This is a genomic window from Burkholderia sp. 10_S31 (assembly GCF_056930375.1).
The window spans coordinates 2033353-2048374 of record NZ_JBXOWK010000001.1; the positions used below are offsets into that span (position 1 = coordinate 2033353).

Genomic DNA, 15022 nt, shown 5'->3' on the forward strand with positions numbered 1-15022 from the left:
GCACGCCGCCGCGACGCGCGGGACGTCGCGGCGGCGCTGCGCTCACGCGCGCATCACGGCGCGAAGAACACGTCGGTGCGGTTCGTCAGGTTGCCTGCGCTGGTCTGGACGAAGAACGGATGGAACGACGACGACGGCAGCACGTCGAGCCCCTGGTAATCGCCGATGAAGAAGCCTTCCGCGTTGGGCGCGATCTTCATGTCGAACGGGCCGCCGACGCGCCGCTCGTCGGCGAACGTCGCGCCGCCGTCGTGCGAGATCTTGCGCCAGAACCCGGTCGGCAGCGTCGTCGTGTTGCCGGCCTGCAGGTCGCGGAAGTCGTAGTAGGTGACCATCACCGCGCCGGCGTTGTTGACGCGCACCGACGGATTGAACGCCGGGCGCCCGGTCGGCGTGTTCACCTGCAGCGGCGCGCTCCAGCTCGCGCCGCCGTCCGTCGACATCGACAGCGCGATCTCGTCGTAGCTGCCGCCGTTGAAGCGGCTGTCCTGCCAGACGACGTAGAGCTGTCCGGACGCCGGATCGATCGCGGGCTCCGGAATGATGTCGCCGGTGCGCACGGGCTCGCCGGTGTTCGGATCGGTCACGCCGACCGTCTGCAGCCCGGCGATCACCTGCGGCTTCGTCCAGGTGGCGCCATCGTCGGTCGACTTGACGAATGCGACCTTGCCGGCCGCCTTGCTGAACGGCGGCTGGATCAGGTCGAAGAAGTCGTAGAGCGTGCCCGTTTTCGGATCGACGACGATCTGGTTGCCGATCGTCTGTTGACGCGACGGCGTGTTGACGATAACCTTCGCGCGGCTCCAGGTCTTGCCGCCGTCGACCGTCTTCGAGAAGAACGTCGGCCCGCGGTAGGCGGCCGTGTGCAGGTTCGCGTACGGGTTGCCGTTCGGCAGTTCGAGGCGGTCCCACACGGCATAGGCGGTGCCGGCCTTCACCGGGTTCGCCGTCACCGATTCCTTGTCGTTGAAGAACTGCGTCGTCGGCTCGTCGTTCGCGATCAGCACGGCCGGGCTGCTCCATGTCTGTCCGCCGTCGGTCGACACCGATGCCGCGACCGCATTGCTGTTGTTCGACTGGTTGAACGAGATCGACACCGAGTACGCGGTGCCGTCCGGCCCGAACGACACCCACGGGTCGGAAGCGCGTTCGTACTTGAGCCCGCCGGGCGCGCACGCGCTGAACGGCTGCGGCGTGCGTGCCCAGGTCGCGCCGCCGTCGAACGTATAACCCGCGACGAGCCCGTGGGCGCCGCCGTTCGACCAGCGGTCCTGCTGCCACACGCCGATCATGTTGGTCGGGTTCGCCGGGTTCACCGACAGCCACGGTTCGACCTCGGCGTTCACGTAGTTCGTGCCGGGGCCGCCGATCGTGCAGGCGGCGAACGGACTCGGGCCGGACACGACCACGGGGTCGGCATGGGCCGCCGCGGCGGCGGCCATCGCTACTGCGGCAGACAGGCGGGTGACGCGGGTGACAAGGGAGGGGGACACGATCGTGCGTCGCATGGACTGCTCCTCGTTGACGTGCGGTGGCGACGGCGCGGCGACGCAACGCGAACCGGTACGCGGCAACGGATGCCGTGCAACGCGTCGGGTCGTGTGGTTCAGGAGGCCGCTTCGGTCATCGCTATCCGCGTGTGCTGGACGCCGCCAGCACGTCGGTTAAGACTCCTCTTCTTTTCATTGCTTGTCGGGCGCGTCTTGGGATGTGGACCCGACGGGAAGGCCAGTCCGTGCATACGACGAATGCAGCGAAGTGGATTGCAATGTAGGCGATCCCTATGCGCCAAGGGATGCAATTTTTTGTAACAGAGCGTAGTCGGAAAGCGTTGCCGAAGCGGTGCGTCAGGAACGCAAAATTTGCCGCCGTGAATGCCGGAAAGGCGAATCGAAAACGCGAATCGCAATCGCTTTCGGTTGCGACGCTCGGGTCGTATCGTATCGATGGCGTGCCGCGTGCCGCGTGCCGCGACTGACGCGACGCGTTGTCCGTGCCGTTCAGCGCTCGGCCGGAAAGCGGTCCTGCAATGCGTGCAGCCAGCGCGCGACGACGTCGAGTTCCGCGTCGGAAAATCCGTCGCACAGCTTGCCGTTCAACTCACGCAGCAGCCCGCGCGCACGCTTGAGCGCCGCATGACCTTCGTCGGTCAGGAACAGGCGCGTGGCGCGCCCGTCGTCCGAATCGGCGTGACGCGCGAGCAGGCCGGCCTTCGCCATCCGGTCGGCGAGCCCCGTCATCGCGGACGGCGCCAGTTGCAGCGCCGCGCCGACTTCACCGATCAGCGCGCCGTCCTGCTTTGCGAGGCAGAACAACACGCCGGCCTGCGCGGCACTCGCGCGCGAATCGGTCTCGGCCTTGCGGTCGACCCAGCGCTGCACGCGCCGCTGGCCGATGTTCAACAGGAAAAACAGTCGTCGGTGTTCGCTCAAGCTCGGTTCCCGGCAGCAATGGAAAGGGACGGGCGGCCCGCTTCGCGCGGCGCGTCGAGCGCTTGCGCGAGCCAGTCGGCGACCGCGGGCCACAACACGGTACCGGGCCGGCTGCGGAAGAAGCCCATGTGTCCGACCGGCCCGCTGCCTGCGGCGTGCGGATCGATCTGGCGGCGTTCGACGGCCGCCCGGGTCAGGTAGCTTACCAGCAGGTCGATCGCGGGCGGGTTCGCCCACGGATCGTCGTCGAAGCCGAGCGCGAGGATCGGCAACCGCTGCTTCGAGAAGCGCTCGGCCGCGCCGAGCGTCGGATCGTCGAAGAAGTAGCGCGGCAGCGTGGTCCAGCGGCTCCATTCTCGGAACACGCCGGCGGGGAGGTCCTCGCCGAGGCCGAGCCGCTTGCCGGGCACGTAGCCGAGCAGCGCGGACGCGAGCGGGCCGAGCACGCGCAGGATCAGCCGCACCTTCAGCCGTTCCGCCGCGCGGGAAATCAGCCGCGTGCTGCCTGCATGCGCGGCGACGAGCACGGCCGCGCGCAGGTGCACAGTGCCGGCCGACAGCCCGATCGCGTGGCCGCCGACGCTGTGCCCGACCGCCAGCAGCGGCAGCCCTTCGTACGCATCGCGTGCCCACGCGATCGCGGCGCCGACGTCGAGCTCGACCCAATCGCGCATGCGCGCCTGCAGCGCGCTCAACCGCGCGGGCCGCGACGCGCCAATGCCGCGATAGTTGTAGGTCAGCGCCGCGAAGCCGCGCTCGGTCAGGAAGCGCGCGAAGCCCGCATACAACCGCTCCGGCACAGCGGTTGCCGGATGGATCAGCACCAGCGCGCGCGGTGGCGCGTCCGGCGACCACAGCGTGCCGCGCAGCGTGTAGCCATCGGCAGCGGAAAACTCGATGGGTTCTGACGTCATGGCCGTTCTCGTTCCGGGTTTTATTTCGTATACGAAATATAGTTCGTGATTTATTTCGTGCGCGAAATATCTATCGAGGAATCATTCGAACGGGTTCCCTGCAACCCGGCGGACGGCGTCGCTACGTGGCGGCCTTTCCATAAAATATTTGCATCTTTGCAAAGCAGAATATTGCGTTTGTCTCATGACGCGGATCGACGTATCTTCACCGGTTCCATCCCGTTCGCCGGCCGCCTGGCCCGGCGGACCAAAGGGCGCCCCCATCACGCGGCAGCCCGCCAACCTCCGGGGAGATCACGTTGTTGAGCCGAATCGTCACAGCGCTGCTGCTCGCGCTAGCCGCGCAGCCGGGCATCGCGAAAGACACCGTCACGCTGCGCGTCGGTGAACAGAACTACTTCAACATCCAGGCGTCGATGGAGGCATCCGGCGTGTTGAAGGACCTGCCTTACTCGATCGAGTGGAAGCACTTCCAGGCCGCCGCGCCCGTCGCCGAGAGCCTGAACGGCAACGCGATCGATATCGGCTTCCTCGGTGATTCCGCGCTGCTCACGCTGGCCGCGCGCGGCGCGCCGGTGAAGGTCGTCGCGGTGTCGCGGCAGAGCCTCGACGGCGTCGCGATCCTCGTGCCGAAGCACTCGCCGGTGCGCACCGTCGCCGACCTGCAGGGCAAGACCATTGCCGTGTGGCGCGGCGCGTGGAGCCAGCAGCTCGTGCTGCGCGCGCTCGAACACGCCGGCTTGCGCGCGGATTCCGTCAAGTATGCGTACCTGATGCCGATCGATGCGACCAATGCGCTCGCGAACGGCTCGGTCGACGCCGTGTCGCTGTGGGAGCCGTTCGTCAGCACGCTTGCGCTGCGGCAGGGCGCGCGGCCGGTGACGACCGCGCAGGGGCTGATGCCCGCGCTCAGCTTCGTCGCCGCGAACGAGCAGGCGGCTACGGCCAGGCGCGCGGAGATCACGGATTTCCTGAGGCGTGTGGTGGCCGCACGCCAGTGGGTCGACAGCCATCCGCGCGAGTACGCGGACCTGTGGGCGAAGCGCGCGAAGCTCGAGCCGGACGTCGCGTACCGCTGGCTCAACAACGCGCACCAGCGCGTGGGCCCCGTCGACGACACGGCCGCGAAGGATGCGCAGAACACCGCCGACTTCCTGCACAAGGCCGGCGTGATTCCGGCCGCGTACGACACGGCGAAGCTGCTCGACCGCTCGTATGCAGGCGCGTTCGCGGTGCCTGCGCAGAAGACGGCCGCCGCTCCGTGACCGTGCCGCCGAGTCGTCCCATTCCGATCCACCGCCAGAATCACCAGAAGGACAACCCGACATGCCTGTCGACATCATCGGCATGATCACCGCGACACCCGGCGCGGAGGTCGACGTACCGGGCGGCGCCGCCGTCCAGCCCGACTATGTGCGGCGCTTCGCGCAGGCGCACGAAGCCGCCGGCTTCGACCAGGTCCTGGTCGGCCATTTCAGCAACGCGGCGGATGGCTTCATCGTCGCGTCGTTCGCGGCCGCCGCGACCGAACGCATCCGCATCCTGCTCGCGCACCGGCCGGGCGTGATCGTGCCGTCGGCCGCCGCGCGGCAGATCGCGACGCTCGACGTCTTCACCGGCGGGCGGCTCGCGCTGAACGTCGTATCGGGAGGCGACGACATCGACCTCCAGCGCGACGGCGATTTCGTGCCGCACGACGCACGCTACCGCCGCACCGGCGAGTATCTCGACGTGCTGAAACGGATCTGGCTCGCCGATGCACCGGTCGATCACGACGGCGCGTTCTACCGGCTGCGCGGCGCGTCGCCGGTCGTGAAAGGCGCGCAGCGGCCGCACGTGCCGATCTATTTCGGCGGTTCGTCGCCGGCCGCGCTGGCCGTGGCCGGGCAGCACGCGGACGTCTACATGACATGGGGCGAGCCGCTCGCCGCGGTGCGCGAGCAGGTCGCGCGCGTGCGGGCCGCTGCGGCGCCGTTCGGACGCGCGCCGCGCATCAGCGTGTCGTTCCGGCCGATCGTCGCGGATACCGAAGCCGCCGCGTGGGAGAAGGCCGAGGCGATCCGCGAACGCGTGCGTGCCGCGCGGCTCGCGAACGGCCAGCCGATCGATGGCCATGCGCCGCAGAACGCGGGCTCGCAGCGGCTGATGGCCGCGGCCGCGCAGGGCGACGTGCTCGACGAGCGGCTGTGGATGGGCGTCGCGAACCTGACCGGCGCGCGCTGGAACTCGACCGCGCTCGTCGGCACGCCCGAGCAGGTCGCACGATCGCTCGGCGCGTATTACCGGCTCGGCGTGTCGACGTTCCTGATTCGCGGTTTCGATCCGCTCGACGATGCGCTGGCCTATGGGGGGGATCTGATTCCGGCGATTCATGCACATGTGGCGGAACTCGACCAGCATCACGCGGCGGCGACGGCATAGGCGACGACGCGACGACGGTCGATTCTTCGTTTCGCCCCGGCATTTCGATCGTGAAGTGCCGGGGCGATTTCATTTCGTGCATCGGTGCGTCGGCCCATCGCGTCAGAACGACGGCAACCCCGGCGGATTCGTCTCCGCGCGCGCCACCGCCTCGCTCTGCAGCCCCCAGCGCGCGAGCGCCTGCCCGTAGCGGCCGTTGCCGATCAGCGTGTTCGTCGCGAGCGTCAGCGCCGGCGCGAGCCCGCTGCCGCGACGCGTCGCGATCGCGACATCGGCGTTCGCCGGCCAGCCCGCGTTGACGACGCCGACCCGGCGGATCTTGCCGTCGCGCGCAGCCTCGTATGCGAGCGACGCGTTCGGATTCAGCTCGGCATCGGCGCGGCCCGACAGCAGCGCGACGCGTGCCGCCGCATCGTCGTCGAAATAGAGCAGTTCGGTCGCTTTCGATCCCTGCGCGACATTGCGGCGGCTCCACTCGAGCAGGATGCGCTCCTGGCTCGTTCCCGCACCGGTGATGATGCGCAGGCCCGCGACGTCCTTCGGTTCGGCGATCCTCGCGATCGGGCTCGCGGTGCGCACGTAGAAGCCGTGCAGCCCGAGCCGGTAGGTCGTGAAGTCGTACTTCTCCTTGCGCTTCTCGGTCACGCCGACGTTCGAGATCACCGCGTCGTACTTGCCGGACGTGAGCCCGAGCGGCCAGTCGGCCCACGCGATCGGCACCAGCACCAGCGTGCGGCCGAGCGCGTCGGCGACGAGCTGCGCGTAGTCGGGATCCGCGCCGACCACCGTGCGCGCATCGGTCGCATAGGTCGACACCGGCGGCGCGTGCGGCGAGATCGCGACCGTGAATGCGCCATCGCGCACCCAGCGATAGTGGCTTGCCGCGCGAATCGCCGCGTCGTCGCGCGATGCGCGGATCCGGCCGGCCTGGCGCGGATCGAGGCCCGCCGTCGCGGCGGCCGCATCGGCTGCATGCCAGCGCAGGCCGGATGCGACCGCGAGCGCGGCGGTCATGAACTGGCGTCGGTCGATCATCGGCGGTCTCCTCGCAGGTCGTGAGCCGCTTGCATCACAGCACCCGCGACAGGAACGCGCGCGTGCGCGGATGAGTCGGCGCGTCGAGCACGACGGCGGGCGGACCCGACTCGACGACGCGGCCGCGCTCCATGAACAGCACGTTGTCCGCGACTTCGCGCGCGAAGCCGATTTCGTGCGTGACGATCACGAGTGTGGTGCCCGAGCGCGCGAGTTCCTTGATCACGTCGAGCACTTCGTTGACCAGTTCGGGATCGAGCGCCGACGTCGGCTCGTCGAACAGCAGCACCTTCGGACGCAACGCGAGCGCCCGCGCGATCGCGACGCGCTGCTGCTGGCCGCCGGACAGCTGGCGCGGATAGGCATCGGCCTTGTCGGCGAGGCCGACGCGCGCGAGCAGCGTGCGCGCGGTGCGCTCGGCGGCATCGCGCGTGACGCCCGCGACGGCAACCGGTGCCTCGATCAGGTTCTCGAGCACCGTCAGGTGCGGAAACAGGTTGAAGTTCTGGAACACCATCCCGACCGCCGTGCGCCGCTTCAGCACGTCGCGCTCCTTCAACTCGTGCAGCACGTCGCCGTCGCGCCGATAGCCGATCAGCTCGCCGTCGATGTCGATGAAGCCGTCGTCGACGCGTTCGAGATGATTGATCGTGCGCAGCAGCGTCGACTTGCCTGAACCGGACGGCCCGACGATCACCGTCACGCTGCCGCGCGGCGCGACGAACGACACGTTGTCGAGCACGCGTTGCAGGCCGAACTGCTTCGATACGTTGTGCACGGCAATTTCGCCGCCGGTGTGCGGCACCGGAGCGACTGCGGCGTGATCGCGGGCCGTTGCGGCGACTGTCGCGTTGCGTGCCGCGGCACGCCGCCACAGCGCACCGACGCGCACCAGCACGAACGTCAGCGCGGACGGCGGCGGGTTGCGCAGCGCGCCGCGCGCATAGTGGCGTTCGACCTGCACCTGGATCGCGGACAGCACGGTCAGGATGATCAGGTACCAGACGGTCGCGACCATCAGCAGCGGAATCACCTCGAGATTGCGGCGATAGATCACCTGGACCGTATAGAACAGCTCGGGCATTGCAAGCACGTACACCATCGACGTGCCTTTGGCGAGCGTGATCAGGTCGTTGAACGCCGTTGGCAGGATCGCGCGCATCGCCTGCGGCAGCACGATCCGCGCGGTCTGACGGCCGCGCGGCAGGCCGAGCGCGGCGGCGGCTTCGAGCTGCCCTTGGTCGACCGCGAGAATGCCGCCGCGAATCACCTCGGCGGAAAACGCCGCGTGGTTCAGCGTCAAGCCGAGCACGGCCGCGAGGAACGGGCTGATCAGGTCGGTGGTCGGCGTGTCGAACCATACGATGTCGGTGAACGGCACGCCGAGCCGCACGTGTTCGTACAGGTAGCCGAGGTTGTTGAGGATCAGCAGCAGCACGATCAGCGGAATCGACCGGAACAGCCACACGAAGGTCCACGCGCTGGCGGCGAGCAGGCGCGAGCGCGACAGCCGGGCCAGCGCGACGAACGCGCCGAGCGCGAAGCCGAACACCGCGCCGAGCAGCGTCAGCACCAGCGTGCGCGCGAGCCCGGACAGCACCGGCGGCGACAGGAACCATTCGGCGAACACGGGCCAGCCCCATTGCGGGTTGCCGAGGATCGAACGCAGCGCGAGCGCGATCAGCACGAGCGCGAGCACGGTGCCGGCCGTGCGCGACCGGTGCCGGGCCGGCACGATCCGCAGGTGCGTGCCGGTGTTGCGCACGCCGTGGGAGGTGAGCGGCGGCAGCGTGCCGCCGAGATGGGTCGTGTCGCTCATGTCGGTGTAGGTCCTCGATCGGGTCGGTCGGAAGCGCCGGGCGTAGCGGGGCGTCGGCGCATCGGCGTTACGCGTGCGCTTCGGCCGCGTCGTCCTGTTTTTGCGCGGCGTCCGGCGCCGCATGACGGCTTGCCTTGCGTGGCAGGCCGAGGTGGTCGCGCAGGGTGCTGCCCGGCAGGTCGCGGCTGTAGCGGCCGCGCGCCTCGAGCACCGGAATCACGAGGTCGACGAAGTCGTCGACGCCCTGCGCCTGTACAGGGAAACCGAGGATGAAGCCGTCGCCGGCACCGGCGTCGTGCCAGCGGATCAGTTCGTCGGCGACGTGCTCGGCCGTGCCGATGAAGTTCGGGCGCGGCGTCGCGACGGCGAGTGCCGTCTCGCGCAGCGTGAGATGCTTGCGTTTCGCGTCGGCCTTGATCCGGTCGGTGGTCGAGCGGAAGCTGTTGCGGCCGAGGTCGCCGAGTTCGGGGAACGGCGCGTCGAGCGCGTACTGCGTGAAGTCGTGGTGATCGAAGTAGCGGCCGAGATAGGCGAGGGCCTCGTCGATCGTCAGCAGGTCGCGGATCGCCTGGTATTTGTCTTCCGCCTCGGCAGCCGTGCGGCCGACGATCGGCCCGACCCCGGGGAAGATCTTCACGTCGCCCGGCTGCCGTCCGTGCTCGACCGCGCTTTGCTTCACGCGCCGCGTGAACGCAGCCGTTTCGTCGAGCGACGGCGAATGCGTGAACACGGCGTCCGCATACTTGCCCGCGAGCCCGATGCCCGTGTCGGACGAGCCGGCCTGGAAGATCACCGGCTGGCCCTGCGGCGAGCGCTGGATGTTCAGCGGGCCGGCGACCTGGAAGAAGCGGCCGTGATGGTCGAGCGTGTGGAGCTTGTCGCGATCGAAGAAGCGCCCGGTCGCGCGATCGCGCACGAAGGCGTCGTCGTCCCAGCTATCCCACAGCCCCTGCACGACTTCGAGGTATTCGTCGGCGATCTCGTAGCGCAGCGCATGCTCGGGATGCGCCTTGCCGAAATTCTTCGCGGTGCCTTCGAGCGGCGTCGTCACGACGTTCCAGCCCGCGCGCCCGCCGCTGATCGCATCGAGCGACGCGAGCTGGCGCGCGACCGTAAACGGCTCGCTGTACGACGTCGAGATCGTGCCCGCGAGCCCGATCTTCCGGGTCGCGACCGCGAGCGCCGACAGCACGGTCAGCGGCTCGAAGCGGTTCAGGAAGTGCGGGATCGACTTCTCGTTGATGTAGAGGCCGTCCGCGACGAACGCGAACGCGATGCCGGCGGCTTCCGCCTTGCGCGCGATGCCGATCGCGAAGTCGAGGTTGATGCTCGCGTCCGGCGGGTTGCTCGGGTGCCGCCATGCGTTCATGTGGCTGCCTGCGCCTTGCAGCATCAGGCCGAAGGGAATCGATCGTCGGGTCGTCATGGGAGCGTCACGCGTTCTGGTCGGGGGTAAGGGAACGTTCGGCCGAAAGGGCCGCCTGTACGGGCGTGATCGACTGCGCGCCGCCGAGCCATTCGGCCGACGCGAGCCGCGCCGCGTAATCGGTCACCGGCGAGTCGATCACGAACGCGTCGACGTCGAGCCGCCGGCTCAGCGCATCGAGCGTGCGGTGCACGCGCTCGGGCGTATCGGCCAGCACGGTCGGGCGCAGCTCGTCGATCCGGTAGTCGGACGCGCCGCTTTGCCGCGCGAATTCGGCAGCGGCCTGCGCGCTCGCGAGGTTGAAGCTCTGGCCGCCGGCGAACTGCAGCTTGAAGATCTTGAGCGATCCGATCAGTTGCTCGGCCTCGTCGCGGGTCGGCGCGGCGACTGCGTACAGCGCGACGAGCGCTCGCGTGCCGCCCGCGTCGCGATACGCGGCCAGCGAGCGCTCGAGGTTCGCGTCGTCGCCGTTGAAGTGTCCCGCATAGCAGAAGCGCCAGCCGTGGCGCGCGGCGAGCGCGCCGCTGTCGGGCGAACCGCCGAGCAGGATGCGTTCGGGCGCGTGTGGCGGCACCGGCATCGCGAGCGCGCCGGCAAGCGGATGATCTTCGGCGACGCCCCAGCCGAGGAACGCATCGAGCGCCGCGAGCTGGCCCGCAAAGTCGGGCTTCTTCGCCTTGTCGTGAAACCACTGCAGCGCGCGTGTGGTCAGCGGCAGTCCGCCGGGCGCCTTGCCGACGCCGAGATCGACGCGGCCCGGCCCGAGCGCGGCGAGCAGCCTGAACGACTCGGCGACCTTGAACGGGCTGTAGTGCTGCAGCATCACGCCGCCCGAGCCGACGCGGATGCGCGACGTGTGCGCGAGCAGGTGCGCGACGACGATCTCGGGCGCGGAGCTCGCGAAGCCCGGCGCGCCGTGATGCTCGGCGACCCAGAAGCGCTCGTAGCCGAGCTGTTCCGCGCGCTGCGCGAGGGTCGTCGTGAAGCGCAGCGCGTCGGCGGCGGTCGCGCCGTCGGCGATCGGGCTCTTGTCCAGCAATGAAAGCGAATAAGACATGGTGTTCGGCGTTCCTGCACAACGCGTGGAAGGGACGGCGCTCAGCTCTTCGGCAAGCCCGGCGGGTTCGTGCGCGACTGGTCGATCGCTTCGGAGGCGAGGTTCCAGCGCTCGAGAATCTGCTGGTAACGGCCGTTCCTGATCAGCCCGTTCAGCGCGACGGTCAGCGGATCGGCGAGCCCGCTGCCGCGGCGCGTCGCGATCGCGATGTCGGCCGTGCGCGGCCAGCCGCCGCTGATCGCGCCGACGAGCCGCGTCTTGCCTTGTTGCGCGCTCTGGTACGCGAGCACCGAGTTCACGCTGAACACGGCATCCGCGCGGCCCGACTGCACGGCGACGATCCGCATCGCCTGGTCGTCGTAGTACTGGACCTGCACCGGCTTCAGGCCGTGCGCGACGTTCTCGCGGTCCCACGCGAGCAGGATTTTTTCCTGGTTGGTGCCGGCGTCGGTCACGATGCGCAGCCCCGCGACGTCCTTCGGTTCGCGGATCGACTGGATCTTGCTGTCGTTGCGCACGTAGAAGCCGACCTGGTCCTTGCGGTAGGTCGAGAAATCGAACTTCTGCTTGCGCTCCTCGGTGACGGTGACGTTCGAGATCACCGCGTCGACTTTCCCCGATTCGAGCGCGAGCGGCCAGTCGGCCCACGCAAGCGGGACGATCTTCAGCTTGCGGCCGAGGCTGTCGGACACGAGCTGGCCGACGTCCGCGTCGAAGCCGATCACCGTGCGCGCGTCGGTCGCATACGAGCTGATCGGCGGCAGGCTCGGTGCAACGCCGATCGTCAGCGTGCCGGCTTCGGCGAACTTGAATGACGCGGGCACCGCGCGCTCGACGGCCGCATCGACCGTGCCGCGCGGACGGCCGCGCTGCTCGGGGCTCAGGTCGAAGGTCGCGGCGGCGGCGGTGATCGCGGTCACGCCGATCAGCGCGGCGGCCAGCGTGCGGATCGCGCGCGGCGTGAAGGGTGCGGCTCGTTGCATGGATGCGTCCTGTCGTTGTCGTGTCGTACGGAATGGAAGTGGATGAGGCGGGGCGTTCAGCGCGGCAGCACTGCTTCAGGCAGCGGCGCCCACAGGTCGGCGAGCGTCGACGTGCGCGACGGATCGGCGAGATCCTTGCCGAAGCGCAGGTGGAAATACGCTTCGGGCTCGATCGACGAATCGAACAGCCGCGTATAGCCGGTGCGGTCGTACAGCGCCCACGCTTCGGGCTGGCGAAAGCCGGTGGTCAGATACACGCGTCGATAGCCCTGCTGCGCGGCGCGCAGTTCGAGCGCGTCGACGATCAGGCGTGCGAGCCCCTGGCGGCGCAGGTCCGCGCGGGTCCAGATGCGTTTGAGTTCGGCGGTTTGCGCGTCGTAGCGCTTGAACGCGCCGCCGCCGATCGTTTCGCCGTCGCGCAGCAGCAGCACGAACGCGCCTTCGGGCGGCGCGAACAGCCCGGCCGGATAACGCGCGAGTTCGTCGCGTGCGGACGCGCGGCTGTCGGGGCGGTACGCGTCGTAGCGCGTCGCGTATTCGTCGATCAGCGCGTCGATCAGCGGCTGGGCGCGGACGTCGAGCGGTGTCGTGTCGATGATGCGGTCGTTCGTGGCCATGGGCATCGCGAAGGGCGCGCGATGCGGACGTTCCTGGCGGGGGCGGGGCACACGGCCCGTCCGGTCTGTTCCGTTATCGCGACGCGGTTGTCGTGATGGCGGCGGCCGTTGGGTATCCTGCGAGACATCCGGCGTGCCGCCGCCGTTTGGAACACGTTAGCGGTGCGGACGGCAAAGGCGAACGAAGCAATTTCGATAAGGATTTCGCGGGGGAAGTCAGAAGGCTTGCAGGGGAAGGGGCGACGAGGAAGGTGCGCATGCGTCGAATTTCCTGTTCCACGCACGCGCAATGCCGAACGGCGAGCGTGAACAGGCCCCTAGGCTGCGCGCACTTCGGCAAGCAGATCGGGATGACGATCCAGAATCTTGAGCAACTTCACCAGGGCAAGCGGAGGGTTCGTCTTGCCGGTTTCGTAGCGCGAGAACGCATTGACGCCGCCGCCGAATAGCTCTGCCGCCTCGCGTTGATCCAGCATCAGCTTCTTGCGCACCTTCGCAATGAACTTCGGGTCGACGATGGTCGAGTTCACCTGCTTGTTGAACTCGCCTATCGCTTCCCCAAGCCGGGTTGCCTCGTCGATATCAAGCACCGACTCTCCGCAGGCCGGACAGAAGTCGCCGGTTATATCGCGAACGACGGTCGAGCGGCCCTTGTACGTGTAAGGGATGTCTCGTGTATCACGGACCAGTTTCGCGGCACCGCACGCAGGACACTTCATTTTCATCGCGCCTTGAAAGACACGATCAACACGTCGTCTATCACGGTCGGTTTCAGATATACGTCGCCGTTCACGGTGCGACGCCAATAGACGTCCTGCCAGATCGTGTGGTCGGCGTAGGTCGTCATGCTCTTGTAGAAATCGGCGGTGTCCAGCGACATCACGACACCGATTGCCTCCGTTTCCGTGAAACCCGGTTGCCGGGCGCCGAATACCGCACTCGTCGTCATCCGGACGCTGCCGATCTCGATGAGTGCCTTGACCCGGGACAGCTTGCAGTGAGGCGTTCTCTTTTCCATCTGCGATCATAACCAAAAGGGTTAATTTGTCAGGTTGGTTAATGGCGCACGCGTGCCGTCCGCGATTACCGGCAGACAGCACAGGAAAGAGATGGATCCGGATTTGGCCTATTGACCGATGAGGCGCGGCGGCGTCGACGCCTCCGCCAGCTGAAACAGGCAATCGCCGCGTTGCACCTGCGCGGGCACGCGCTTGCACACCACTTCGCCGTCGCCCTTGAAGCGATGCAGCACCGGCTCGCGCAGCGGCGTATCGGGGAAGTGCACCCATGCGGCCGGCTGGCCGGCCGTCACCTGGTCGCCGAGTTCGACGAGCGGTTCATACAGCCCGCGTTCGTACGCATAGACGAAGTGGCGATCGCCGTCGACGCGCAGGAAGCGCGTGACGGTCGGCGGCGCGTCGGGCACGAGTGGGCCGCGCAGCAGGCCGATATGACCGAGGTAGTGCAGCAGCCCGTGGCGGCCGAGCCGGATCAGCGCCGGATCGGCCATCCCCGCACCGCCGAGTTCGGTGACGATCGAGATCGCGCCTTGCCGGCGCGCGGCCGATGCCGAATGCACCGGGTTCGGCGCGTGCAGCAGCGCGTTCGGCAGCCCGAAGGCCACGAGCAGCCCGTTGAGCTTCGCGGCTTCGTCGTCGTCGAGCGGATCGATCGCGAGCATGTTGCCGCCCTGGTACAGCAAGGAACTGCCGCCCGAATGCAGGTCGACCAGATACTGCGCGCGCGACAGCAGCGCATGCTCGATGTAGTGCGCGATCATCTGCGTCGGCGTGCCGGCCGGATCGCCGGGGAAGCTGCGGTTCAGGTTGCCCTCGTCGAGCGGCGACACGCGCAGGCCCGCGTCCGCCGCGGGGAAGTTCGCCATCGGCAGCAGGATCAGTTGCCCGCTGATCATCTCCGGATCGATCTCGCGCATCAGCTGCGACACGATGATCTGGCCTTCGTATTCGTCGCCGTGGTTGCCGGCCATCACGAGTGCGACCGGACCGTCGCCGTTGCGGATCGACGCGATCGGGATCGGCAGCCAGCCGTATGCGGAGCGATGCACGGAATGCGGCAGGCGCAGGTAGCCCGCATGCTTGCCTTGTGCATCGAGGTCGATTTCGCAGTGGATGGGATTTCGGTGTGAAGAGGAGGCGGTCATGGCGGCATCGTTCGAAGAACGGGAATCTGCCATCTTATCGGGAAACGCCCGCCGCGCGGCGGGCGCGGTGCGCGCGGCGCCGAATGCCGTCACTCGACCCATGCGCGAAGACACGACATGCGCAACGGGACCAGCCGCGTGCGATGTTGCAGCG

The 15022-nt window shown here is 68.3% G+C and carries 14 protein-coding genes; 2 read left to right on the plus strand and 12 right to left on the minus strand.

Going from position 1 to position 15022, the window contains the following annotated elements:
- Positions 1–53 precede the first annotated feature (53 nt).
- From AC1Z3W_RS09160 to AC1Z3W_RS09170, 3 genes are all read right to left on the minus strand, one after another.
- Positions 54–1508 (minus strand): sialidase family protein, encoded by a 1455-nt coding sequence (locus AC1Z3W_RS09160; RefSeq protein WP_483507477.1) that lies wholly within the window; start codon positions 1506–1508, stop codon positions 54–56.
- 492 nt (positions 1509–2000) lie between these two features.
- Complete coding sequence (locus tag AC1Z3W_RS09165; RefSeq protein ID WP_057925138.1) at positions 2001–2432, minus strand: MarR family winged helix-turn-helix transcriptional regulator; 432 nt, start codon at positions 2430–2432, stop codon at positions 2001–2003.
- Complete coding sequence (locus tag AC1Z3W_RS09170) at positions 2429–3346, minus strand: alpha/beta hydrolase family protein (RefSeq protein WP_057925139.1); 918 nt, start codon at positions 3344–3346, stop codon at positions 2429–2431. Before AC1Z3W_RS09170 ends, AC1Z3W_RS09165 begins: the two co-directional genes overlap by 4 nt.
- Positions 3347–3645: 299 nt before the next feature.
- Between AC1Z3W_RS09170 and AC1Z3W_RS09175 the strand changes: the two genes are divergently transcribed.
- Both AC1Z3W_RS09175 and AC1Z3W_RS09180 read left to right on the plus strand, forming a co-directional pair.
- Positions 3646–4611 carry an ABC transporter substrate-binding protein gene (locus tag AC1Z3W_RS09175; protein ID WP_175824711.1) on the plus strand — a complete coding sequence of 322 codons (966 nt, stop codon included), beginning with the start codon at positions 3646–3648 and terminating at the stop codon, positions 4609–4611.
- A 61-nt stretch (positions 4612–4672) separates the two neighbouring features.
- Complete coding sequence (locus AC1Z3W_RS09180; RefSeq protein WP_483507478.1) at positions 4673–5767, plus strand: LLM class flavin-dependent oxidoreductase; 1095 nt, start codon at positions 4673–4675, stop codon at positions 5765–5767.
- 102 nt (positions 5768–5869) lie between these two features.
- Here the strand turns inward: AC1Z3W_RS09180 and AC1Z3W_RS09185 are convergent, their stop codons facing one another.
- From AC1Z3W_RS09185 to AC1Z3W_RS09225, 9 genes are all read right to left on the minus strand, one after another.
- Positions 5870–6802, minus strand: coding sequence for an ABC transporter substrate-binding protein (locus AC1Z3W_RS09185; protein ID WP_124832008.1), 933 nt, complete (start codon positions 6800–6802; stop codon positions 5870–5872).
- Between the two features lie 34 nt (positions 6803–6836).
- Positions 6837–8621: an amino acid ABC transporter permease/ATP-binding protein gene (locus AC1Z3W_RS09190; RefSeq protein WP_124832006.1), complete on the minus strand. Its 1785-nt coding sequence runs from the start codon at positions 8619–8621 to the stop codon at positions 6837–6839.
- 67 nt (positions 8622–8688) lie between these two features.
- Positions 8689–10047: an LLM class flavin-dependent oxidoreductase gene (locus AC1Z3W_RS09195; RefSeq protein WP_124832004.1), complete on the minus strand. Its 1359-nt coding sequence runs from the start codon at positions 10045–10047 to the stop codon at positions 8689–8691.
- Positions 10048–10054: 7 nt separating this feature from the next.
- Positions 10055–11104, minus strand: coding sequence for an LLM class flavin-dependent oxidoreductase (locus tag AC1Z3W_RS09200; protein ID WP_057925144.1), 1050 nt, complete (start codon positions 11102–11104; stop codon positions 10055–10057).
- Between the two features lie 41 nt (positions 11105–11145).
- Positions 11146–12087 carry an ABC transporter substrate-binding protein gene (locus AC1Z3W_RS09205; RefSeq protein ID WP_057925145.1) on the minus strand — a complete coding sequence of 314 codons (942 nt, stop codon included), beginning with the start codon at positions 12085–12087 and terminating at the stop codon, positions 11146–11148.
- A 56-nt stretch (positions 12088–12143) separates the two neighbouring features.
- Positions 12144–12704 carry a GNAT family N-acetyltransferase gene (locus AC1Z3W_RS09210; RefSeq protein WP_057925146.1) on the minus strand — a complete coding sequence of 187 codons (561 nt, stop codon included), beginning with the start codon at positions 12702–12704 and terminating at the stop codon, positions 12144–12146.
- Positions 12705–13021: 317 nt separating this feature from the next.
- Positions 13022–13423 (minus strand): type II toxin-antitoxin system MqsA family antitoxin, encoded by a 402-nt coding sequence (locus AC1Z3W_RS09215; protein ID WP_124832348.1) that lies wholly within the window; start codon positions 13421–13423, stop codon positions 13022–13024.
- A gap of 2 nt (positions 13424–13425) precedes the next feature.
- Positions 13426–13722: a type II toxin-antitoxin system MqsR family toxin gene (locus AC1Z3W_RS09220; protein WP_483507479.1), complete on the minus strand. Its 297-nt coding sequence runs from the start codon at positions 13720–13722 to the stop codon at positions 13426–13428.
- 108 nt (positions 13723–13830) lie between these two features.
- Positions 13831–14868: a succinylglutamate desuccinylase/aspartoacylase family protein gene (locus AC1Z3W_RS09225; RefSeq protein ID WP_124832000.1), complete on the minus strand. Its 1038-nt coding sequence runs from the start codon at positions 14866–14868 to the stop codon at positions 13831–13833.
- Positions 14869–15022 lie beyond the last annotated feature (154 nt).